Genomic DNA, 21,249 nt, shown 5'->3' with positions numbered 1-21,249 from the left:
TTTCCGTCGAGGGAATGTGACGGTTTCCGCCCAGGGCATGCGACAGTTTCCGCCCAGGGCATATGGCAGTTTCCGCCCAGGGCATATGGCAGTTTCCGCCGAGGAAGGAACAGGGGCATGGAGCTGAGAAGTCACCCGGACGGCCCGCCCGTCGAGGTAGCCGACGAGGCCGAGGCGCTCAGGAGTGGCCTGGAGGGGCAACTGGTCCTCGACGGCACCCGCTTCCTGCGCCGGGACGTCACAGGCGAGCCGGTGGGGTTCGTGGAACGGCCGCCGATCGCGCAGGCCCTCGACCTGCTGCCGCACCCCGAGGGCGGCTGGTTCAGGCAGACGTGGAAGACCTCCGTGCGGTTCTCGCCCGCGGGTTACGACGGGCCCAGGGCGAGCGCGACCGGCATCTACTTCCTGCTGATGCCGGGCGAGGAGTCGGTGCCGCACGTGGTGAAGTCCGACGAGGTGTGGCTGTGGCACCGGGGCGGCCCGCTCAGCCTGACGATCGGCGGCGAGCAGGTGGTGCTGGGTCCGGACGTGGAGCGCGGCCAGGTGCCGCAGGCGCTGGTCCCCGCGAACGTCTGGCAGTCCGCGCGCCCCGCCGCCGCGCAGGAGGTGCTGGTGAGCTGCGTGGTCTCCCCCGGATTCGAGTTCGCCGACTTCCGGGCCTGATCCGGGACACTCCGGAAAGTTTCGGAGAATGTGATTGTCTTTGCGGAGGAACTACGAGGAGGTCACCGGTGACCCGTCAGATTGTCTCCGTCGTCGGCGGCAAGGACGCCGCCAGCGCGAGCACCTACGACTCGACCAATCCCGCGCGCACCAGCGAGGTCGTGGCCCAGGTCGGCCTCGCGGACGCCGCGACCTTCGCCACCGCCTGCCGGACGGCCAAGGAGGCGCAGCGGGAGTGGGCGAAGGTTCCGGCCCCGGTCAGGGGGCGGGTGATCGCCTCGATCGGACGCCTGGTGGAGGCCAACGCGGAGAGTCTTGCCCGGCTGGTGACCGAGGAGATCGGCAAGCCGTACAAGGAGGCGCTCGGCGAGGTGCGGGAGATCGTCGACACGTGCGACTTCTTCCTCGGCGAGGGCCGCAGGCTGTACGGCCAGACGGTGCCGTCGGAGATGCCGGACAAGAACCTGTTCACCTTCCGCATGCCGGTCGGCGTGGCGGCGGTGATCACGGCGGGCAACTTCCCGGTGGCCGTCCCCTCGTGGTATCTCGTGCCCGCGCTGCTGTGCGGCAACGCGGTGGTGTGGAAGCCGGCGGAGTACGCCGCGGCCTCCGCGCACGCCCTGTTCCGGTTGTTCGCGGCGGCCGGACTGCCGGACGGCGTGCTCAACGTGGTCTTCGCCGACGGCGCCGCCACCTTCGCGGGGCTGGAGCAGGCCCTGGGCGAGGGCAGCGTGCAGAAGGTGGGCTTCACCGGCTCGTCCGAGGTCGGCCGGAAGATCGGCGAGCTGACCGGCCGCCACCTGCAGTCGGCCTGCCTGGAGCTGGGCGGCAAGAACCCGATAGTGGTGATGCCGGACGCCGACCTGGACCTGGCCGTGGAGGGCGCGCTGTTCGCCGGTTTCGGTACGGCGGGGCAGCGCTGCACCAGTCTCGGCACGGTGATCGTCCACGAGAGCGTCCACGACGAGTTCCTCGAACTGTTCGCCCGCGCGGTCCGCAACGCCAAGATCGGCGACCCCATGGGCGACGTGCTGGCCGGTCCGCTGCTCGACGCCAAGTTCGCCGAGCGGTTCGAGGAGTTCCTGACCTGGATCGAGCCGCACCACCGGGTCGTCAGCGGCGCCACCGGCCGCATCACCGAGGGCAGCCCGCACCACGAGTTCACCGGCGAGGGCGGCCTGTTCTACCACCCGGTGGTCGTCGCCGGGGTCCGCGCCGACGACCGGATCTTCCTTGAGGAGACCTTCGGCCCGCTCGTGGGCGTGACCGCCTTCCAGACCATGGACGAGGCGCTGGAGCTGGCCAACCGGCCCGGCTACGGCCTGTCGAGCTCGATCTACACGACCGACCCGGCCAGTGCCTTCCGCTTCCGCGAGGGCATCTCGGCCGGGATGGTCAGCGTCAACAACTCCACCAGCGGCGCCGAGGCGCACCTGCCGTTCGGCGGCAACGGCAAGTCGGGCAACGGCAGCAGGCAGTCGGGCGTGTGGGTGCTCGACCAGTTCACCCGCTGGCAGGCGATGAACTGGGATCATTCCGGCAGGCTGCAGAAGGCCCAGATGGACGTCGCCGACATCACGCCGGACTTGGACTTCAGGCTGGCCTAGCCTGATCCCCTCCGGAGCACCACAATGTGCTCCGGAGGGGATGCCCAGTGGCTCCACGACAGCACCTCGAGGCCCTGTCCCGATCGGCGCGCTCGCTGCGCGACCTGGTCGGCGAACTGTCCTCCGCGCTGGCGGAGGACGACGACGAGGGCGCGGCCTACGCCCGCGACGGCCTGACCCGCCTGGCCCGCGACACCCTGGGCGAGGACCGGCTGGGTTTCGAACCGGCCGACGCGCCCGGCCCGGCCGACCCCGGTTTCCTGCTGGCGAGCGTCGCCCGCGACCTGGCCTTGTCGGGCGCGCTGCTGTCGGCCGAGGCCGGCGACCCCGGCCGCCTGCACGAGGCGGAGAGCGCCCTCGACCGGCTCGAAGGCGCCCTGACCGCCCCCGGCCGCCTGGGCTTCGAGGGCTCCGGCGGCCGCTCCCCCGATCTCCCGAGCGCGATCACCGCGTTGCGGCTGGAGTGCGCCGGCTGCCTCGACCACATCGCCGAGCGCACGGCCGGCGTCGCCGCCGCCGCGCTGACCGAGATCCCGTTCGTCGGCAGACTCGCCGAGCACGTCAAACGGCTCGGCGACGACCTCGGGCTCGGCGCCGCCGCCGGCACGCTGGCCCGCCTCGCCGTCCGCGTCCTCGAACGCGCGCTGACCGCCCTGCGCGGCCTCGTCACGGCCCCGCTGCTGGAGCGCGCCGGCCGGGCGGTCGCCGGGTACGCCGACGGCCTGGAGCAGAACAAGGGCGCCGGCGCCCTCCTGATGGCAGGGGTCCTCGGCGTCGAACGCACCAAGCGCGACCTGACCGCGCGGCTCGCGGCGGACGGCCTCGACTCCGCCCGACTGGATCGGGCCACGGCGGAGCTCACGGAGTTGTCGGACGGCTTCGGCCGCCGCATGGACCTGATCGCCCTCGCCGTGTCCCTGGGCGCCGCCGTGGCGGCCTGGCTGGCCTCGCCCTTGGCGGCGGGGGCGGTGGCGGCGCTGCTGCTGGCCGCCGCGGTGGTGACGGCGGCCGACCACGCCGACACCTGGCGGCGGCCGGTGCTGGTCAGAGGCGTGCGCGCGGTGGTGGAGGAAGCCACAACCCCATGATCGACACAGCATGATCGAGGCCCACGTGCGCGCCGAGATCGAGGCCCTGGAGCGTACGGCCGAGCTGGTGCTGCGCGTGGCGGGCGACACCCCGGTGGCGCAGGCGCTGCGGGCCCACGCGGGCGACCTGGTCAGGGAACTCGGCCGGGTCCGCACCTGGGCGGCGCTGGCCGACCGGCGGGCGCTGTGCCGGAAGGCGCGGGCGGAGGCGCTCTGCTACACGCAGGCCGTACTGCTGCGTGAGCACGGTCTGGACGGCGGCGCGATGGCGGCGGCGGAGGGCCTGGTGGCGCACCTGTGCCGGACGGCGGGCGTACCGCCGAACGTGGTCATCGGCGTCAGCGCGGGCCCCGAGTCGTTCACCCGTGCCTTCGACCTGGTCAGGCTCCCGCCGCACCCGACCGTCTGGCACCTGCCGGTGCTGGCCCACGAGGTCGGCCATTACGTGGTGCGCGAGCTGCGCCACGTCCGCGAACGCGACGAACGGCCGCTGCGCGAGCTGGCCGACCGGACGGGCGAGGAGGAACTGGTGGCCGACTGCTACGCCGCCTACACGATCGGTCCGGCCTACCCGCTGTCGTGCGTATGGCTGCGGATCGACCCCGAGCGCGCCGACGTCCCCGGCACCACGCACCCGTCGTGGCGAAGACGGGTGCGCACCATGGTCGCCCTGCTGCGCTCGATGACGGCGAAGTACGGCACCGGCCAGTACGCGGCCGCCGCCGAACGCATGATCCTGCCCGCCTGGAGCCGCCTGACCGGCTCGCCCCTCTGGCCGGAGGGCGATGCCCCGCCGGAGGAACCCGGGCCGGCGCGGGCGATCCTCACCCAGCTCGACCGGCATCTCGGCCCCGCGCGCTACGACGTGGGCCCGCACCTGGCCAGTGCGGCGCAGGCGCTGGCCGGGGACGGTCCGCCGGGGCCGGGCGTCACGGCGGCCCACCTGCTCAACGCCGCGTGGAGCGCCCGCCTTCGCGGCGACGGCGGACCGGACCTGGACCGCAGGGCGCTGGCCCTGCTGGCCGGAGGGGCGTGACATGGACGGACGCGCGATCCTCAGAACGCGCCTCGACACCCTCCTGTCCGACCTGGCGAAGGTGAGCCGGGCCGTGGACCTGGCGACGGCCAAACGCGAGCACATCCACGCCGCCCTGGACTCGCTCGCCCACGCCGAGGCCGGCGTCCGCGTGCTGGAGGTCACGGCGGCGGTCGTCGGCATCGAGCTGGGCGCGGGCGAGGACGGCCAGCTCGGTGCGGTCACCGAGCACCGGCTGCTGACCAGCCTGAACGACCTGGGGGCAGACGTGCGGAAGGTCCAGGAGGAGCTGGCCGCGATCAAGCGCCTGCTGGAGCCGGTCAGGGACCGGATGGTCGTCATCGGCAACCAGAAGGCGCTGGAGGCCGCGCTCCAGGACGACTGCTTCGACCTGACGGAGGAGGCCAGGGAGCTGCGGGAGCTGGCCGACGACGACGCGGCGGACCTGCCGGGGCTGTGGCGGGACTACCTGGGCTTCGTGGACACCAAGGCGCGTCCGCTGTTCGACGCCTACGTGGACTTCATCAGCGGCCTGGCCGTACGCGACAGCGATCTGGACGGGAGCGTCTGCGCGATCAGCGACCACCTGCTGACCCGGCTGCTCGGCCAGCACGAGGCGCTGTCGCTGCCCGCGCGGGAGGCGGCGCTGAGCATGCACGCCATCATCAAGCTGGGCTTCCCCGAGTGGGGCGTCTGGAGTGTGCCGCTGGCCGCCCGTGAGGCCGGGGCCAACCTGCTCAGGAACGCCAAGATCAGGACCTTGCACCGGTTCCTGAACGGCCCGCGCGGCCGGGTTCCGGGTGCCGAGCAGCTCGCCGAGGACGCGCTGGGGGCGTTCATGCTGGGCCCGGCGTACGCGCGGGCGATGTTCACCTTCCGCCTGCGGCCCGGCTGGCCCGCCCAGCCCGGCATGCCGCCGGACACGCAGCGCGCCGAGATCATCCTGGGGATCCTGCGGCGGCAGGGCGACCCCGACGGGCAGGACGCCTTCTCCGACGAGGTGGCCCGGCTGTCGGCGTTCTGGGAGAGCGCGGCCACGGACCTCGGCGCCGATCCGGCCGCGCGGCTCGACCCGGGCTTCGTCGCGGGGGTGCACGAGGCGCTGCGCATGGGCAGGCGGCGCGACTTCTCCGCCGCGAACTGGGGCGAGACCGTCCTGTGGGCCCGCCACCTGCTCGACCGGCCCGGCGGCGGGCAGCCGCCCGAACTGGTCGAGGCCGACCGGGTGGTCATCCTCCTCAACGCGGGCTGGCTGGCGCGGCTGGAGTCGCCCGAGCGCGAGCCGGCCGTCGCCGACCGCCTCATGGAGCTGATCAGGCAGAACGGCACGAGCCGCGCCTCCGGCGCCCGTCCGCTGCCGCCGCCTGCCTCTCCTCATCTGCCACCAGGGAGAAGCCGATGACGCACTACGTGGTGCTGGGCGAGCTATGGCACGACGGCCTGCGGGCCGAGCTGCACCCACCGGTCGGCGTGTACCGCGACCGGGTGGCCGAGCTGGTCGCGGCGTACTGGGAGGAGCGCGTGGACGGCCTGGCCGCCCGCTGCGCCGACGCCGAACGCGACCTCGGGCTGGCCCTGGCCGCCGGGGCACGGCACGAGCACCGGGAGCTGACCGGCCTGCTGGCGCTCACACTCTGCGTCCGAGGTCTGGTCGCCGAGGAAGGCGCGGCGATCCTGCGGCAGGCGCTGGACAGCGCGGAGGTCTGGCTGTCGCCCGCGATGCACGCGCTCGCGCTGCTGCGCACCGGGCACGCCCAGGAGGCCGCCTCGGCACTCGCGGAGGCCGACGGGCCGGAGGAGCCGTACGAAGCCTACGTCCACGCGCTGGTGGCCAGGGAGAGCGACCCGGAGACGGCGCTGGCGCTGCTGGATACGGCCTGCGGCCGCTGGGACACCGAGCTGAGGCTGGCCCTCTTCCGCCACGAGCTGGCCGCCGAGCTGGACCGGCTCACCCCGCAGAGCTGGGGCGCGCTGGCGCGGGCGCTGTCCGAGGCGGGCCGGTACGGCGAGGCGCTGGAGGCGCTGGAGCACGCCGACCCGGCGGACTCCGGCACGCTGCTGCTGTCCGCCGACGCGTTCGCGGCCCTGGGCCGGTATGTCGAGGCGGGGCGGGCCACCGCCGAGGCCGCCGGCCGGTTGCGCGAGCCGTACCTGCACATCCTGGCCGCCGACCGGTTGTCCCGCGTCGATCTGGACGACGAGGCGACGGCGGAGATCGACCTGGCCCTGCGGGCCGAAGAGCCGGGCGCGCCCGACCATCTGGTCCGGTTCGGCGCCGCGCAGATCCTCCTGTCCACAGGCGCTGCGGACCGGGCGCTCGGCCTGGTCAGGGAGATCCGCGCCGACCTGCCCGACGACCCGCGCCTGCTCGCCCTGGAGGGCCTGGCCCTGTACGGGACGGGCGACCTGCCCGCGTGCGAGCCGCTGCTGCGGCGGGCGGGCGAGCTGCTGCCCGGCGAGCCGGTCCTCGCCCGCCATCTCGGCGTGGCGTTGCTGGGCCTCGGTGAGCTGGAGGAGGCCGGGCGGCTGCTGGACGCGGCCGTGGCGCGGGAGCCCCACGACTCGTGGGTCCTCGCCGTGCGGGGTGAGCTGAGACGGCGCGTGCACGACCTGCCGGGCGCGGAGGAGGATCTGTCCGCCGCGATGGAGCTGGGCTTCGACACGCCGTGGGTACTGCTGTCCCGCGCCAGGGCGCTCGCCTCCGCCGACCCGGACCGGGCCCTTCGGCTGCTGGACGACGCGCTGGAGAACGCTCCCGACGACGCGGAGGCGTACGCGGCCCTCGGCGACGTCCACACAGTCCAGGGCCGGTACGCCGAGGCGGAGGAGGCGTTCATCAAGGCGCAGACGCTCGACCCGTACCACCCGGCGGCCGTCGCCGCCCTGGTCGCCTCGGGGCTGGAACGGTGGAGCGACGAGCAGGCGGCCGAGTCCCTCGACGTGGTGGCGGACGCGGTCGCGGTCTCCCCGTCGGACTTCCGCCTGCGCTCGGCCCTGTGCGACCTCCTCCAGCGGCTCGACCGGACCGAGGAGCTGGCGGAGCAGGTGCGCACGATCATCGGCATGCGGCCGCTCGAACCGGAGGACTTCCGCGTCTTCGGCCTCGCGCACAGCAGCCTCGACAACCACGCCGAGGCGGCGGAGGCGTTCCGGCAGGGGCTACGGCTGGCTCCCGCGCATTCGGCCCTGCACGCCAACCTGGGCGTCGAGCTGCACCGCTCAGGCGACAGGGAGGGCGCTGAGCGGGAGCTGCGCGAGGCGGTCGCCCTCGAACCCACCTCGGCGTTCGCGCTGTCACGGCTGGGGACGGTGCTGCTGTCCGCCGAGCGGCTGGAGGAGGCGGAGGAGCACCTGCGCCGGGCCTTCGCTCTGACTCCGGGCGACCCGGACCTGCTCCTCGACCTGGCGGAGGTGCTGCGGCTGACGGGACGCGCGGCGGAGGGCCTGGCGCTGGCGGAGGAGGCGGCGCGGGCGCTGCCGACGGCGTACGCGCTCGGTTCCCTGGGCCAGCTGCTACTGGCGACGGGGCGGCCGAAGGAGGCGAGGCAGACCCTGGAGCGGGCCGTCGAGCTGGATCCGAACCTGCCGTGGGCGCGCGGCACGCTGGCGGAGACCTGCCGGGTCACCGGGGACCTCGCCGAGGCGATCACCCACGCGAGCATCGCCATCGACCAGAGTGTCTCCCGCGACGGCGGCCCGGAGCGGGGCGAGCGGTGGCTGTACGCCGTGCGCGGCACCGCCCGCTTCTCGGCCGGCGACGACGTGGACGCCGAGTCCGACCTGCGCACGGCCGTCGACACGGACGATGGGCAGGCGGATCCGATCGCCCTGGGCACCCTGCGCGACCTCCTCCAGCGCACCGGGCGCGGCGAGGAGGCGGTGCAGACGCTGCGCGGCCACGCCCTGGCCGACGGCCTGCCCCGCACCGACCGCGACCCGCTGATCGTCGTCTACCTCATCGAGGCCCTGCAGACGGCCGGTCACCTGGAGGAGGCGAAGACCACGGCGGACTGGGCCGTGTCACTGCGCCCCGAGGAGGCGGTGATCCACTCGGCGCTGGCCTGGGTGGAACTGGCCCTGGGCCGCGACGAGGAGGCGCTGCGCGCGGCCGCCCAGGGGGTGGCGCTGGCGCCGGGCGACCCGGAGCGGCTGCACACCCTGGGCGCCGTCCAGCGCGCCACCGGAGACGCGGTGCAGGCGGTCGGCACGCTCGCCGAGGCGGTCCGGCTCGACCGGGAGGCGGCCTGGATCTGGGCCGAGCTGACGGCGGCGCTGTGCGACGTGGGCGCGTGGGAGAGCGCGCGGGCGGCGGGCCTGGAGGCCACAGCCGAGGGCAGGGCGCACACGGCGTACTGCTTCGAGATGCTGGGCTGGGCCCGGCGCTACGGGGAGCCGAGGGCCGACCGGGAGGCGCTGGCCGCCTACGAGCGGGCGCTGGAACTCGACCCCCGCTCGGTGGGCGGCCTCGCGGGGCGACCGTACGCGCTGGCGGCGCTGGGCGAGAGGCAGGCGTCGCTGGAGGGCTACGAGCGGCTGCTCGCCCGCCTCGATCCGAAGGAGACCGAGCATCTGGCGATCCGGGCGTGGGCGCTGTACCGGCTGGGCCGCTTCCGCGAGGCGCTCGACTTCTACCAGCGTTTCCAGGCGCTCAAGCCGGTACAGCCGGACTTCCTGCTGTTCGACATGGCGCTGCTGGCGTGGGCGGAGGGCGACGACGAGGCGGCGCGCGCCGGCTACCAGGACGCGCTGGTCACGCTGGAGGGCCGGGCGCCGGAGCGGGCGCGGGGCGTGATCGACGTGGCCGTCAGAGACCTCGAACACGACGATCGCGGCAGAGCGGACACCCGGGCCGACTTGCTGGCGTTGCTGCGGACGAGCGCGTCCAGGCTGCCCGAGTACGAACCTCACCTCGGACTCTAGATCCTTCCACCGCGGTGGAAGAAAGGCACCCCGGCTCGCGACAGCGGGCCTTTACAGGAGGTGCGGCCGTGGCACGATTACGGCGCCTTCGATTACTGGGAGAAGCCGTTGCGTGACGATACGAAGCCAGTGGCCGCCGGGCAGACCCTTCGCCTACGGGCCGGATTCCCCTGCCGCTGGAGTGTGTGGACAGAGGACGGACGCGGATGGTACCCGGCGGGCACCTCGCCCGCACGCGATCTCGACGGGCTCCCGTACTTCCACGGCGACGACATGGTACTTGAGGTGCCCGCCCAGCGCCTGACGGTGCGGGCGGCCAGGGGCATGGAGTACGGCCACGCCCAGACGACGCTGACGCCCGACACGGGCGAGACGCTGGTGGAACTTTCACCCGCGCGCATCTACGACGCGGCGGCGCGCGGCTGGTACGGCGGCGACCTCCAGGTCCACCTCAACCGGCCGCCGCAGTGGGTGGCCGACTCCCAGCACGGCGAGGACCTCCACGTGGTCAACCTGCTGGCGGGCGAAGACACCGCGGCGTTGTGGACGGGCCGCGACCTGCCGTGGTCGGACGCCACCCACGTGGCCCAGGTGGGGCTGGCGCACGACGCGCTCACCGTGTGCAGGGACTCCGTCGACAAGCTGCGCCAGCGCGGCGCGCTGATCGGCTACGCCAACGCCTTCAGGGGGCCGGTGGAGACGCCGGAGCAACTGGTGGCGGGCGGCTACCCGGTCTACGACGCGCGCATGTCGGTGGTGGACGCGGCGCTGGGGCTGGTCGACAGCTTCTCGTCGGCGATCGGCTCGGCGCGGGCCTACCGGCGCCTGATCGGCGCGGGCAACCGGGTCGCGGCGGTCGCCGGCACCTCGCAGCGGCTCGGCCCGATCGGCGGCGAGCGCACGTACGCGCACGTGGACGGCCCGCTGACGGCGGAGTCCTACGCGCGGGCGGTCCGGCAGGGCCGTACGTTCGCGACGACCGGCCCGTTCCTGGAATTAGCGGTGGACGGGCAGGGGCCGGGCGCGACGATCAATCTGAAGCCGGGCGAGCGGGTGCGGGCCACCGCCCGGGTGATCGGCCCGCAGGCGGAGCGGATCCGGCTGCTGACGGCCGACGGGGAGCTGGCCTCCGGCCCGCCCCACGAGGTCAGCGCCGAACTGCACGCGGACCGGCCGACGTACGTGGTGGCGGTGGCCGAGGACAGCGGGCTGCCGACGGCCCACACGAGCCCCGTCTACCTGGACGTCGAGCACCGCCGCGCGGCGCGAAAGGACGACGTCACGTTCTGCCTTCGCTGGCTCGACCTGCTTGAGCGGGTCGTCGAGGATCACGACGGGCGCGTGAAGGAGGCACGCAGGGTCTACCAGTCGCGCCTGGCGTGAACATGCGGGAACGCGGGTCCCTATCGGGGGTACCCGCGTTCCTCGTCCGTGCGGTCCGTCAGACCTGGCCGGCCTTCTCCAGGGCGGCGCAGCAGGTGTTGACCAGCAGGCGGGTCACCACGTACGGGTCCACGTTGGCGTTGGGGCGGCGGTCCTCGATGTAGCCCTTGCGGTCGACCTCGACCTGCCACGGGATGCGAACCGAGGCGCCTCGGTCGGAGACGCCGTAGGTGTAGCGGTTCCACGGGGCGGTCTCGTGGGCGCCGGTCAGGCGGGACTCGATGTCGGCGCCGTACTGCTTGATGTGCTCCAGCGGCTTGTCGCCCTCGCCGAGCGACTCGCAGGCGGTGATGATGGCGTCGTAGCCCTCACGCATCGCCTTGGTGGAGAAGTTGGTGTGCGCGCCGGCGCCGTTCCAGTCGCCCCGGGCGGGCTTGGCGTCGAGGGTGGCCTCGACACCGAACTCCTCGGCGGTCCGGTAGAGCAGGTAGCGGGCGACCCACAGGTGGTCGGCGACCTCGATGGGACCGGCCGGGCCTACCTGGAACTCCCACTGACCCGGCATGACCTCGGCGTTGATGCCGGAGATCTTCAGACCGGCGGCCAGGCAGCGGTCGAGGTGGAGCTCGACGATCTCGCGGCCGAAGACCGCCTCGGCGCCCACGCCGCAGTAGTAGTGCCCCTGCGGGGCGGGGAAGCCGCCCTCGGGGAAGCCCAGCGGGCGGCTGCCCTTGAAGAAGGTGTACTCCTGCTCGATGCCGAACCAGGACTCCTGCGCCGCGAACTGCTCGGCGATCGGGCGCAACCGGGCACGGGTGTTGCTCTTGTGCGGTTCGCCGTCGGTCTCCTCGACCTCGCACAGCACCAGCACGGCCGCCCCGCCCCTGATCGGGTCCGGGCAGGTGAACACGGGGCGGAGCACCCGGTCGGAGGCGTGACCCTCGGCCTGGTTGGTGCTGGAGCCGTCGAATCCCCAGACCGGCGGCTCGGCACCGTCGGCCAGGATCCTGGTCTTGGCGCGCATCATGGCGGTGGGCTCGGTGCCGTCGATCCAGATGTACTCAGCCTTGTAGCTCACAGCGCGGTCCTTTCGGGTTAGCTCAACCACGCCGAGGTTGCCAGTCGACCGTTTCCCGGTTTTTGCCCGAATGTGAACGCCGTGTTAATCCGGAGGCGATGATGGTCTGCGGCAGCAGGATGATCGCGGTGATCCCCCCGTATGCCGATTTGCCCAAAGTGACCTTGATGTTGTGGCGGCGGGCCAGCAGCGCCACCACGAGCAGGCCCAGCCGCTCACTGTCGGCCAGGTCGAACTCCGGCGGATCGGCCAGCTTGGCGTTGATCTCCTCGCGTTCGGCGTCGGAGATGCCGAGACCCCGGTCCTCCACCTCGATGGCGAACCCGCTGCCGACGAGCTGGCCGTACACGTGGACCGTGGTGTGCGGCGGGGAGAAGGACGTGGCGTTGGACAGCAGCTCGGCCAGCAGGTGGGTGACGTCCGAGGCGGCGCCCGCGTCGAGGAAGGCGTCGGCGATGGGCGGCGCGTTCACCCGCGTGTACGCCTCGACCTCGGAGACGGCCTCGCGCACCACGTCGGCGATCGGCACCGGGTCGCCGGTGGTGGGGTCGGAGGTGCCGCCGGACAGGATGATCAGGCCCTCGGACTGGCGGCGCATGCGCGTGGTCAGCCGGTCGAGGCGGAACAGCTCCTGAAGGGTCTCCGGGTCGTTGATCTGCCTGCGGATCGTGTCGAGCTGGGCGAGCTGGCGGTGGACCAGCGACTGGTTGCGCCTGGCCATGTTGCGGAAGACCCGGCCGAGGCCCCTGCGCATCTCGGCCTGGCCGACGGCGGCCTCGACGGCGGTGCGCCGTACCTCGTCGAAGGCGTGGCCGACGTCCCTGACCTCCTGGGTGGCGCCGTCCGCCGTGATGGGCGGTGCCTCGGCGGCCACGTCCACCTGCCTGCCCGCGCGCAGCCGCTCGACCACCGTCGGCAGCCGTACGTCGGCGAGGTCGGCCGCCGCGTGCCGCAGCGTGTCGAGCTCGGCGACCAGGCCCCTGCCGAGCTTCACCGACCACACCACGGCGCCGAGGATGGCGGCCAGGCCGAGCGCGGCGACGGCGGAGATCTCCAGCACGATGCCGGTCGAGGCGGAGGAGGTGCGCTCGTTGAGCAGGTCCGAGCGGCTGACCAGGAGCCGGTCGAGGCTGCTGCCGAGCCGTTCGGCGACGGGCGCCCAGGCGCTCTGCATGACGGGCAGCGAACCGGTCTTGACGATCTCGTCTTCGAGCTCCATCAGCCGCTGGTTGTCGGCTGAGGTCGCGAGCAGGTCGAACGGCCCGCGCAGCTCGGAGTCGAGGGCGCCGACGCCCTCGGTGAACAGCAGGCGGCGGGAGGGCATGAGGTGCTCGATGGCCTCGTACTCCTCGCGGGACAGCCTGCCCACGATGGTGGCCCCCGCGACCAGGGCGTCCTCCCTGGACATCATGTCGCGGGCGTGCGAGATCCGCTGCAGGCCCATGGCCTGCTGGTACAGCTTGATCTCAGGGACGCCGACGGCCTGGTCGTAGAGGCGGAAGACGTCGTCGGTGGCGTCGCCGTAGGCGCTGACCACCTCAAGTCTGCTGGTGCTGCGGTCGTCCACGGAGCGGCGGATGGCGCTCAGGCTGCCGAGGCGCTGCCGTACGGCCTGCACGGACTTGCGCAGTTCGGCGCTCGTGACGGTCTCGGCCTCCTCGGAGCCGGCCAGCGCCTCGAAGCGCTCGACGGCCGCGTCGACGCCCTTGCGCGACTCCAGCAGTTGCGAGCCGTCCGGCGGCGGCGCCGACAGGAACATGGCCGACGTCTTGCGCTCGTGCTGCAGCGCCGTGATGAGCGTGGCGGCGGGCGCGTTGATCCTCTCGTACACGGTCTGGGCCGTGCGCAGGTCGAAGTACTCTCCGACGACGTGGCCGGCGGCGAACGTCCATAACGCGATGAGCGCGACGATCGGCAGGCTGAGAAGGGAGTAGAGCTTGAACCGCAGACTCTGGGATGACATCGGCAACGGACGCTAGCACTAGTTGGGGCGACTTACAGGACCCAAACGATTTTTCCTCCCGAAACGGTGCCTACGCAGCGTCCGGCGCCGGTTTCCACGAGGGCCCGGTACGGGTCACGCGGGTCCACGTCGAAGACGGCGAAGTCGGCCCGCGCCCCGGGGCGCAGCATCCCGGCCCGGTCTTCCAGGCCGAGCGCCTGGGCGCCGCCGAGCGTCGCGGCGGCCACGAGGCGACGGTCGAGGTCGGGGGCGCGGTAGCCCTGCCGTACCGCCAGTTCCTTGACCGCCGCGAGTTCGGCGAGCAGGTCGAGGGACGGCGAGGAGGCGAGCGAGTCGGTGCCGACGGCGAGCGGGTTGCCCTCGGTCAGCAACGCGGCGACGTCCGGCCCCTCCTGCCCGAGGACCCGGTTGGAGCGCGGGCAGATCGCCAGCGTGGTGCCGCGCTCGCGCAGCAGCGCCCGGTCGTCGGCGTCCAGGTGCACGCCGTGGGCGACGTGGCAGTCGGGGCCGAGCAGTCCGAGCTTGTCGAGGTAGGCGGTGGGCGAGAGGCCGGGCGCGGGCGCGCTCTGGCCGGTGAAGTCCATGCCGAGCGAGGCGATGTAGGCCATGAGCGGGCCGGTGCCCGCCATGGTGAACTCGCGTTCGTAGGCCGACTCCGACAGGTGGACGTGCAGGCGGGCGCCGCGTTCGCGGGCGATGCCACCGAGGTCGGCGAGCACCCCGGCATCCAACGAGTACGGCGCGTGCGGCGAGATGCCCGCATCGTCCCCTCCGCCCGTGTGGAAGCCGAGGAAGCGCTCTCGGCCGCCCTCGCGCCAGCTCCGGTCGCTGTCGCCGATGGACTCCATGTAGCGCACCCCGCCGAGCGGGGTCTCGACGACCGCCTCCGGGTCGGTGACGATGTCGGCGGCCGAGGTGGTGCCGGAGCGCAGGCACTGCCAGGCGCCGTCGGCGACGCCTTGGGCCCAGTCGTGGACGCCGCGGCGGTGCTCGGCGTTCCAGCTTCCGTCGGCGCCGTCGAAGTAGACGCGGTCGAAGACGGCCGCCCACTCCTCGAAGGAGGCGTAGGCGCGGGTGCCGACCTTGGCCATGCACGTGTACTGCAGGTGTGTGTGGGCGTTGACGAGGCCGGGCATGAGCACGCCCGGCCAGTGGATCTCTCCTCTGCCGCGCCCGATCTCGACGATCACGCCGTCCTCGACGGTGACGGTGCCGCCGGTGATCGGCGGGCCGTCCATCGTGAGGACGAGCGGGGCGCTGTGGACTACGGCACCCATACGATGTCCGTCCCGAGGACCTTGTAGGCCACCAGTGCGGCGGCGAAGGCCGCGAACCCGCCGAGCAGCAGGTAGTCGGTCCTGTTGAAGATCAGTTCGCGCATCCAGGTGCGGTGCTTGGCGCCGAAGCCGCGCAGGTCCATGGCGTTGGAGGTGTCCTCCGCGTCGATGAGTGAGTTGACCGTCAGGGGGATCACCACCGGCTTGAGGGAGATCAGGCGCCTGACCGGGTTCCGGGTCCGGGGGTGAGTGTATCCGCGCACCCGCTGGGCGTCGATGATCTCCGTCAGTTTCGCGGCCGTGGACGGCACGAACCGGAAGGTCAGGTCGACGCCGAAGGCCAGCCGCTGCGACACGCGGAACCTCGCGAAGGCCACTCCGAGGTCGCCGGGCGCGACGCAGAAGGCGATGGGGAAGCCGACCATGGCCAGCGCGATGTACCTGACCAGCATGGTCGCGGAGTACGACAGCGTGGCCGCGCTGACCGGGTTGCCGGTCAGCGGCATCTCGAACAGCGGCTGCGCCTGCCGGGTCGCCTCGATCTGGAGGGCGTCGGTGAACAGGCTGTTGACCGTGACGGTCAGCAGCGCGAGCGAGAGGAAGAAGATCCAGTTGGTGCGGGCGGCCCGCCAGGGGATGCCCCCGGCCAGATAGTAGGCCAGGGCCACCCCCGCGCAGACCAGCATCACCCGCAGGTCCTCGGTGCGCGCCACCGCCACGAGATAGAACACCGGGACCAGCAGGAGCACCCGTGGATCCCGGTGTCCGAGGAAGGAGTTCCCGCCCAGGTACCGTGGCGTGACGTCCACCGGCTACCTGCCCATGCGCTTGGAGATCGGTTCCCAGATCGCGTCGAGCGCGGGCACCAGGATGAGCATGACCAGCGAGTTGCTGAGCAGGGTGGCGCCGAAGGCGGTGGCCGCCCACGCCTCCAGGGTCAGGCCCTGCAGCCACATGTCGGTGATCGTGGACAGGAACGCGAGGAACATCGCGATCCAGGAGAGCACGGCGACGAGCACCAGCCTGACGACCTCACGGTTGGCCCTGGCCAGGAGCACCGCGCCGACCAGGCCGCACAGGAAGCCGGTCAGGCCGTTGGCGACGCTCCAGTTCCAGTACGTGAGGATGCCGTAGCCCTGGATCTGGTCGATGATCATGTTGCCGACCAGGCCGGTGAACAGCCCGGCGATCGGCCCGAAGCGCAGGCCGATGAAGGCGACCAGCGCGAACGCCGGGCGGATGTCGACGTTCTGGGTACCCGGGATGCGGATGCTGATCACGCCGAGGACCGCGTAGAGCGCGGCACCGACGGCGGCGAAGACCACGACTCTGGACGAGATGGTCCATAAGGGGGCGCGCGTCTCGGCGAGTTCCTTGCTCATTGGGGGGTTTCCTTTCGAGCCAGAAGGAAGGGGTGCGGAACCTTGCCTTTCTCCGGCAGCCTGTCGCGGATCGCCCGAAGCAGGCTGGTCTCGCGCAGACCGGCGGCAGCCCACAGCATCTCGTCATGGGCGAGTTCCGCCGGTGACGCGTCGGCGACGATCCGGCCACGATCCACCACCACGACACGGTCGGCGGAGGTGAGCGCGAGGTCCACGTCGTGGGTGATGAAGTAGACGCTGTCGGTGCCGCCGAGCACCCGTTCCATGAACATGGTGGTGGACCGCAGGTCCTGCCCTGCGGTGGGCTCGTCGAGGATGAGGGTGCCCGGCCGCATCGCGAGCGCGAGGGCCACGGTGAGGCGGCGCTGCTGGCCGTGCGAGAGCGTGTGCGGGGGGCGGGCCATGATGTCCGGCTCCTGGTCGAGCAGCATCGCGGCCACGGCCTGCTCGGAGTCCCTGGCGATCTCCTCCGCCGGGCGGCCGAGGTTGCGCGGGCCGAAGGCGAGTTCTTCGGCGACGGAGGCGGAGAACAGCGCCTGACCCGGGTTCTGGAAGACGTAACCGAAGGTGGTGGCGAGGCTGAGGATGCTGCGCTCGGTGACGGGGGCGCCGTCCACGAGCACCTCGCCCGCGACCGGTTCGAGCAGCCGTACGGCGGCGCGCAGCAGCGTGGACTTGCCCGCGCCGTTGCGGCCGAGAACGGCGACCCGCTCGGTGGCGCCGAGGTCGAGGTCGGCGTCGGACAGCACCGGCTGCGCCCCGTACGCGAGGCTGACGCCCCGGTAGGTCAGGCGGGAGTCGCCGCGTCCGTCGCCGGGCGGCCGGGCGGGCGGCTCGGGAAGTTCGGCGGCCCTGGCGACCAGCGTCTCGAAGGGCAGTTTGACCTGATCGACGGGGGCCTCGCGGAGGAAGCCGGGGATGTCGCCGGCGTAGCGGGGCCGCCCGTCCTCCAGGTAGAGCGCCTGGGTCGGCCCGAACTCGAGGAGTTCCTCCAGCCGGTGCTCGACGACCACGGCGGCGCCGCCGTCGTCGACGAACCGGCGCAGCGCCGTGAGCAGCCGCCGCCCGGCGTCGAGGTCGAGGTTGGCCAGCGGCTCGTCCACGACGATCACCCTGGGCCGCATGACGAGCACCCCGGCGAAGGCCACCATCTGCAGTTCGCCGCCGCTGAGGGAGTGCGTGGGCCGCCGTAACAGGTGCTCGATGCCGACGCGGGCGACGACCTCGTCGATCCGCGCGCCGATCTCGGCGCGCGGCAGGCCGAGGTTCTCCGGCCCGAAGGCCAGTTCGGTGAAGACGGTGGTGCCGACGATCTGCTTGGCCGGGTCCTGGAGCAGGGTGCCGACGACCGTGGACAACTGCCTGATCGTCTGCTCGGCGGCGGGTCTGCCGCCGATCTCGACCCGGCCCTCGACCTCGGCCCGGTAGGCGTGCGGCACCAGGCCGTTGAGCAGGCGCAGCAGGGTGCTCTTGCCGCAGCCGGAGGGGCCGCCGACCAGGGTGAAGTCACCTTCGGAGACGGTGAGGTCCACGCCGTGGAGCACCTGGCGGCCGGTGGAACGGTATCTGACGACGGCGTCGCGGACGTCGATGATCACAGGCCCCTGCCCAGGAACTCGCGTTGCAGGTCGCTCACCGGCTCCAGTCGCAGGCCGAGCGCCTGTGCCTTCAGCCGGGCGACGCGGTCGTCCAGGCCGGCGGGCAGGAGGTGGACGGCCGGCGGCAGCGGCGTGCTCAGCAGGTGCTCCACCGCCAGGGCCTGCAGTGACAGGGACAGGTCCATGATCTCGATCGGGTTCCCTTCTGCGGCGGCGCAGTTGACGCAGTCCCCGTCGGCGAGCAGGTACCAGCCGTCGTGCTCGGTGACGCCGGGACGCACCGGCCGTCCGGCGCCAGGGTTCTCGATCTCGCCGGGCACGCCTCCGGCCACCGCGACGTACGCGCCGGGCTTGAGGACCCGCTGGTGTTCGGCGGCGACGGTGGCGGCCACGCCGGTGGCACTGAAGAGCAGGTCGGCCTCCGGGCAGGCCTCGGCCAGCGGCAGCACCCGCAGGCCGTCGTGGTGGGCGCGCAGCGCGGCGACCGGGTCCACCTCGCTGACGACGACCCGGGCACCGAGGGCGGCGGCGTGACGGGCGACGCCCTGGCCGACGTGACCGTATCCGGCGACGACGCAGGTACGTCCGTCGAGGTCGAGGCCGCTGAGGTCGAGGGCGGCCAGCACGCAGGACTGGCCGGTGCCGTACACGTTGTCGAACAAGGTCTTCGAGCGGGCGTCGTTGACCGCCATGACGGGGATCCGCAGATCGCCGCTCGCGGCCATGACGCGCAAGGGGCGCAGGCCGCTGGTGGTCTCCTCGGCGGCGCCGCTGAGGGGGCCGAGGCGGTCCTCGGCGTGGGCCAGCCTGATCACCCGGGAGCCGTCGTCGACGAGGGCGTCGAGGCCGTGGTCGAGCAGGCGGCGGGCGAGGTCGTCGTCCTGCGCGCGCGTGGTGCCCGAGCGGGCGAGGACGGGCACGCCCGCGTGGACGAGCGCGGCGGCGACGTCGTCCGAGGTCTCCCTTCCCGGGCAGTGGACGACGACCTCGGCGCCGGCGTCCTTCAATGTGAGGGCGAGGACGGCGGTCTTGGGCTCCAGAACGAGGACCAGGCCGACGCGCCGGCCGTCCAGGTCGAGGCTGCCGGACAGGGCGTCGAGGACGGGCATGTGCCGGCGCGCCCAGGCGATGCGGTCCTCGCCGTCGCGCCACAGTCCGGGGTCGGCGATGTCGCTCAGCATGCGAGGTCCACGGCGAAGATCTCGTGGCCGTGCGCGTTGCGGTGCCGGGTGACGCCGTCGCGCACGCGGGCGCCGGGTGCGGCGCCGGGTGCGAGGGTGCCCGCGACGATCGCGCCGGGCTTGAGGGAGTCGGGGTCCACGCCGTCGCCGATCACCAGGTCGGCTTCGGCGAGCGCGGTTCCCGGGTGCGCGCCCATCGCGCGCAGCCGCGAGGCGAGGGCGGGGGTGTCGGTGAGCAGGGCGACGCGTTTGCCTGCGATCAGCAGGTTCGTACGGCGTGACACGGCCTGGATGACCGCTTGCGCACTGAGGAGCCGGGTCAAAGCACTCTTCCGATCTTTACGGGATCGCACGACATTAGACCACTTTGTCGTGCTGTGCGAGAAATGCGTTTCAGTCGCCTTCGGCCCGGCGGGCCCGCGCCCTGGCCGCCGACAGGGGCTCGGCGATCTGCTCCAGCGCCACACGCTCCGCCCTGACCCCGAAGAATATCTCGACGACTCCGGCGAAGATCATCAGCCCGGCGGCGAACAGGTAGCCGACGAACAGGCCGGTGGAGTCCGGGCTGGCCGCGTCGCCGATGAGCGCGCCGAACACCACCGGGCCGAGCGAGCCGACTACCTGTCCCAGCGCGAAGAACAGCGAGATCGCCTGGGCCCGCATCTCGATCGGGAAGATCTCACTGACGGTCAGGTAGGCCGAACTCGCCGCCGCCGAGGCGATGAAGAAGATCACCGACCACAGGACCGTCTGCGTGAGAGCCGTCAGCAGGCCTTGGTGGAACAGCCAGCCGCTGATCGCCAGCAACGACCCGGAGGCGATGTACGTCCCGGCGATCATCTCCTTGCGGCCGACCGTGTCGAACAGCCGGCCGAGCGTCAGCGGGCCCAGGAAGTTGCCCAGCGTGAAGGCGAACAGGTACGTGGGGACCCGGCCGGCGGGGATGTCGTAGAAGTGCGTCAGCACCAGCGCGTACGTGAAGAAGATGGCGTTGTACAGGAACGACTGGCAGATCATCAGCGTGGCGCTCAGGAACGAGCGCCTGGGGTAGGTGCGAAACAACGTCCGCGCGACCACCGACATCGGCAGCCGCCGCTCCGGCACCACCTCGATGGCCTGATCGGGCGGCACCGGCTCCAGTTCGAGGCGGCCCTCCCTCTCGATCTCCGCCTCGATCGCGGTCACGGTACGCTCGGCCTCCTGCTGCCTGCCGTGGGTCAGCAGCCAGCGCGGGCTCTCCGGCAGGTGCCTGCGCAGTCCCCAGATGAGCACCCCGATGGCGGGGCCGACGAGGAAGCCGAGCCGCCAGGCCCAGTCGGGATCCAACGGGCCGCCGTCGCGCAGCAGGACGAAGGCGACCGAGGTGCCGAGCAGGGCGCCCAGCCAGTAGGTGCCGTTGACGGCCAGGTCCACGCGACCCCGGTACTTCGACGGGATCATCTCGTCGATGGCCGAGTTGACCGCGGCGTACTCCCCTCCGATGCCGGTGCCCGCGACGAAGCGCAGCACCAGGTAGCTGGGCAGATCCCAGGAGAAGGCGGTCAGGCCGCTGGCGATCAGGTAGACGCCCAGCGTCAGGATGAACAGCTTGCGCCTGCCCATCCGGTCGGACAGCCAGCCGAAGAACAGCGCGCCCACGACCTGGCCGATCAGGTACACGGTAGCCGACAGGCCGACCTCGGCGGAGGTGAGGCCGAGGGTGTCCTGGCGTTGCAAGAAGGCGCCGATGCTGCCGGCGATGGTGATCTCAAGGCCGTCGAGGGTCCAGGCGACGCCGAGCGCGATGACCAGCCGCGTGTGGAACGGCGCCCACGGCAGGCGGTCCAGCCTGGCGGGCACCAGGCTGCGGACGATCGCTGAGGTCATCGGGATCTCACTCCATAGCTCGAAGATCTCACCCTAAGCAATAGAGTGGCGACATTCGGTGATCACCCGTGTCGGCGCGCCCGGCCCGGGGCCGCGCCGCTCGCCGCAGCCCCGGGCCGGTTCGGCGCAACGTCGGCGCAACCCCTGTTGGTCCATCTCCCGAAGTGACGAATGATGTGAGGATCACCCGGAAAGGGAGCCGCAGCC

At 72.4% G+C, this 21,249-nt stretch carries 16 protein-coding genes; 7 read left to right on the top strand and 9 right to left on the bottom strand.

Annotated features, from left to right (window positions below; all coding sequences use genetic code 11):
- Positions 1-117: 117 nt before the first annotated feature.
- The 7 genes from ABD120_RS02655 to ABD120_RS02625 all read left to right on the top strand — a co-directional run bounded on the left by ABD120_RS02655 (position 118) and on the right by ABD120_RS02625 (position 10,697).
- On the top strand, positions 118-663 hold the full coding sequence (locus ABD120_RS02655) for a cupin domain-containing protein (RefSeq protein WP_343948024.1): 546 nt from the start codon (positions 118-120) through the stop codon (positions 661-663).
- 68 nt (positions 664-731) lie between these two features.
- Complete coding sequence (locus tag ABD120_RS02650) at positions 732-2,270, top strand: aldehyde dehydrogenase family protein (protein ID WP_343948023.1); 1,539 nt, start codon at positions 732-734, stop codon at positions 2,268-2,270.
- Positions 2,271-2,317: 47 nt separating this feature from the next.
- A complete protein-coding gene (locus tag ABD120_RS02645) occupies positions 2,318-3,358 on the top strand; it encodes a hypothetical protein (RefSeq protein WP_343948022.1) in 1,041 nt (346 codons plus the stop codon).
- A 10-nt stretch (positions 3,359-3,368) separates the two neighbouring features.
- The gene (locus ABD120_RS02640) at positions 3,369-4,394 is read left to right on the top strand and encodes a hypothetical protein (protein WP_343948021.1); all 1,026 of its coding nucleotides are present in this window, start codon (positions 3,369-3,371) and stop codon (positions 4,392-4,394) included.
- Position 4,395: 1 nt separating this feature from the next.
- Positions 4,396-5,796, top strand: a complete 1,401-nt coding sequence (locus ABD120_RS02635; RefSeq protein WP_343948020.1) for a hypothetical protein — start codon at positions 4,396-4,398, stop codon at positions 5,794-5,796.
- On the top strand, positions 5,793-9,314 hold the full coding sequence (locus tag ABD120_RS02630) for a tetratricopeptide repeat protein (protein WP_343948019.1): 3,522 nt from the start codon (positions 5,793-5,795) through the stop codon (positions 9,312-9,314). The genes ABD120_RS02635 and ABD120_RS02630 overlap by 4 nt, the downstream gene beginning before the upstream one ends.
- Before the next feature lie 108 nt (positions 9,315-9,422).
- Positions 9,423-10,697 (top strand): CehA/McbA family metallohydrolase, encoded by a 1,275-nt coding sequence (locus ABD120_RS02625; RefSeq protein ID WP_343948018.1) that lies wholly within the window; start codon positions 9,423-9,425, stop codon positions 10,695-10,697.
- A 58-nt stretch (positions 10,698-10,755) separates the two neighbouring features.
- Here ABD120_RS02625 and glnII read toward each other — a convergent pair whose 3' ends face one another.
- The 9 genes from glnII to ABD120_RS02580 all read right to left on the bottom strand — a co-directional run bounded on the left by glnII (position 10,756) and on the right by ABD120_RS02580 (position 21,042).
- On the bottom strand, positions 10,756-11,775 hold the full coding sequence (gene glnII / locus ABD120_RS02620; RefSeq protein ID WP_343948017.1) for a glutamine synthetase: 1,020 nt from the start codon (positions 11,773-11,775) through the stop codon (positions 10,756-10,758).
- Positions 11,776-11,797: 22 nt separating this feature from the next.
- Entirely contained in the window at positions 11,798-13,738 is a 1,941-nt protein-coding gene (locus tag ABD120_RS02615) for a sensor histidine kinase (RefSeq protein WP_343948016.1), read from the bottom strand.
- Between the two features lie 32 nt (positions 13,739-13,770).
- Entirely contained in the window at positions 13,771-15,015 is a 1,245-nt protein-coding gene (locus ABD120_RS02610; RefSeq protein ID WP_343948015.1) for an amidohydrolase family protein, read from the bottom strand.
- Complete coding sequence (locus ABD120_RS02605) at positions 15,003-15,824, bottom strand: energy-coupling factor transporter transmembrane component T family protein (RefSeq protein WP_343948014.1); 822 nt, start codon at positions 15,822-15,824, stop codon at positions 15,003-15,005. Before ABD120_RS02605 ends, ABD120_RS02610 begins: the two co-directional genes overlap by 13 nt.
- 3 nt (positions 15,825-15,827) lie before the next feature.
- Positions 15,828-16,397 carry an ECF transporter S component gene (locus ABD120_RS02600; protein ID WP_343948013.1) on the bottom strand — a complete coding sequence of 190 codons (570 nt, stop codon included), beginning with the start codon at positions 16,395-16,397 and terminating at the stop codon, positions 15,828-15,830.
- On the bottom strand, positions 16,394-17,995 hold the full coding sequence (locus ABD120_RS02595) for an ABC transporter ATP-binding protein (protein ID WP_343948012.1): 1,602 nt from the start codon (positions 17,993-17,995) through the stop codon (positions 16,394-16,396). The genes ABD120_RS02600 and ABD120_RS02595 overlap by 4 nt, the downstream gene beginning before the upstream one ends.
- Positions 17,992-19,176: an adenosylhomocysteinase gene (locus ABD120_RS02590; protein ID WP_343948011.1), complete on the bottom strand. Its 1,185-nt coding sequence runs from the start codon at positions 19,174-19,176 to the stop codon at positions 17,992-17,994. Before ABD120_RS02590 ends, ABD120_RS02595 begins: the two co-directional genes overlap by 4 nt.
- A complete protein-coding gene (locus tag ABD120_RS02585) occupies positions 19,170-19,460 on the bottom strand; it encodes a Rossmann-fold NAD(P)-binding domain-containing protein (protein ID WP_343948010.1) in 291 nt (96 codons plus the stop codon). The genes ABD120_RS02590 and ABD120_RS02585 overlap by 7 nt, the downstream gene beginning before the upstream one ends.
- A 109-nt stretch (positions 19,461-19,569) precedes the next feature.
- Positions 19,570-21,042, bottom strand: a complete 1,473-nt coding sequence (locus ABD120_RS02580; RefSeq protein ID WP_343948009.1) for an MFS transporter — start codon at positions 21,040-21,042, stop codon at positions 19,570-19,572.
- Positions 21,043-21,249 lie beyond the last annotated feature (207 nt).

Origin of the sequence: Nonomuraea longicatena, assembly GCF_039525605.1 — a bacterium.
Lineage (GTDB): Bacteria > Actinomycetota > Actinomycetes > Streptosporangiales > Streptosporangiaceae > Nonomuraea > Nonomuraea longicatena.
This window is presented reverse-complemented; position numbering and strand designations above follow the sequence as displayed.

Excerpts from the sequence above, each read along its gene's own strand:
- ABD120_RS02655 (WP_343948024.1), top strand. The coding sequence starts at position 118 with ATGGAGCTGAGAAGTCACCCGGACGGCCCGCCCGTCGAGGTAGCCGAC.
- ABD120_RS02640 (WP_343948021.1), top strand. The coding sequence starts at position 3,369 with ATGATCGAGGCCCACGTGCGCGCCGAGATCGAGGCCCTGGAGCGTACG.
- ABD120_RS02635 (WP_343948020.1), top strand. The coding sequence starts at position 4,396 with ATGGACGGACGCGCGATCCTCAGAACGCGCCTCGACACCCTCCTGTCC.
- ABD120_RS02630 (WP_343948019.1), top strand. The coding sequence starts at position 5,793 with ATGACGCACTACGTGGTGCTGGGCGAGCTATGGCACGACGGCCTGCGG.
- ABD120_RS02615 (WP_343948016.1), bottom strand. The coding sequence starts at position 13,738 with ATGTCATCCCAGAGTCTGCGGTTCAAGCTCTACTCCCTTCTCAGCCTG.
- ABD120_RS02610 (WP_343948015.1), bottom strand. The coding sequence starts at position 15,015 with ATGGGTGCCGTAGTCCACAGCGCCCCGCTCGTCCTCACGATGGACGGC.
- ABD120_RS02600 (WP_343948013.1), bottom strand. The coding sequence starts at position 16,397 with ATGAGCAAGGAACTCGCCGAGACGCGCGCCCCCTTATGGACCATCTCG.
- ABD120_RS02590 (WP_343948011.1), bottom strand. The coding sequence starts at position 19,176 with ATGCTGAGCGACATCGCCGACCCCGGACTGTGGCGCGACGGCGAGGAC.
- ABD120_RS02580 (WP_343948009.1), bottom strand. The coding sequence starts at position 21,042 with ATGACCTCAGCGATCGTCCGCAGCCTGGTGCCCGCCAGGCTGGACCGC.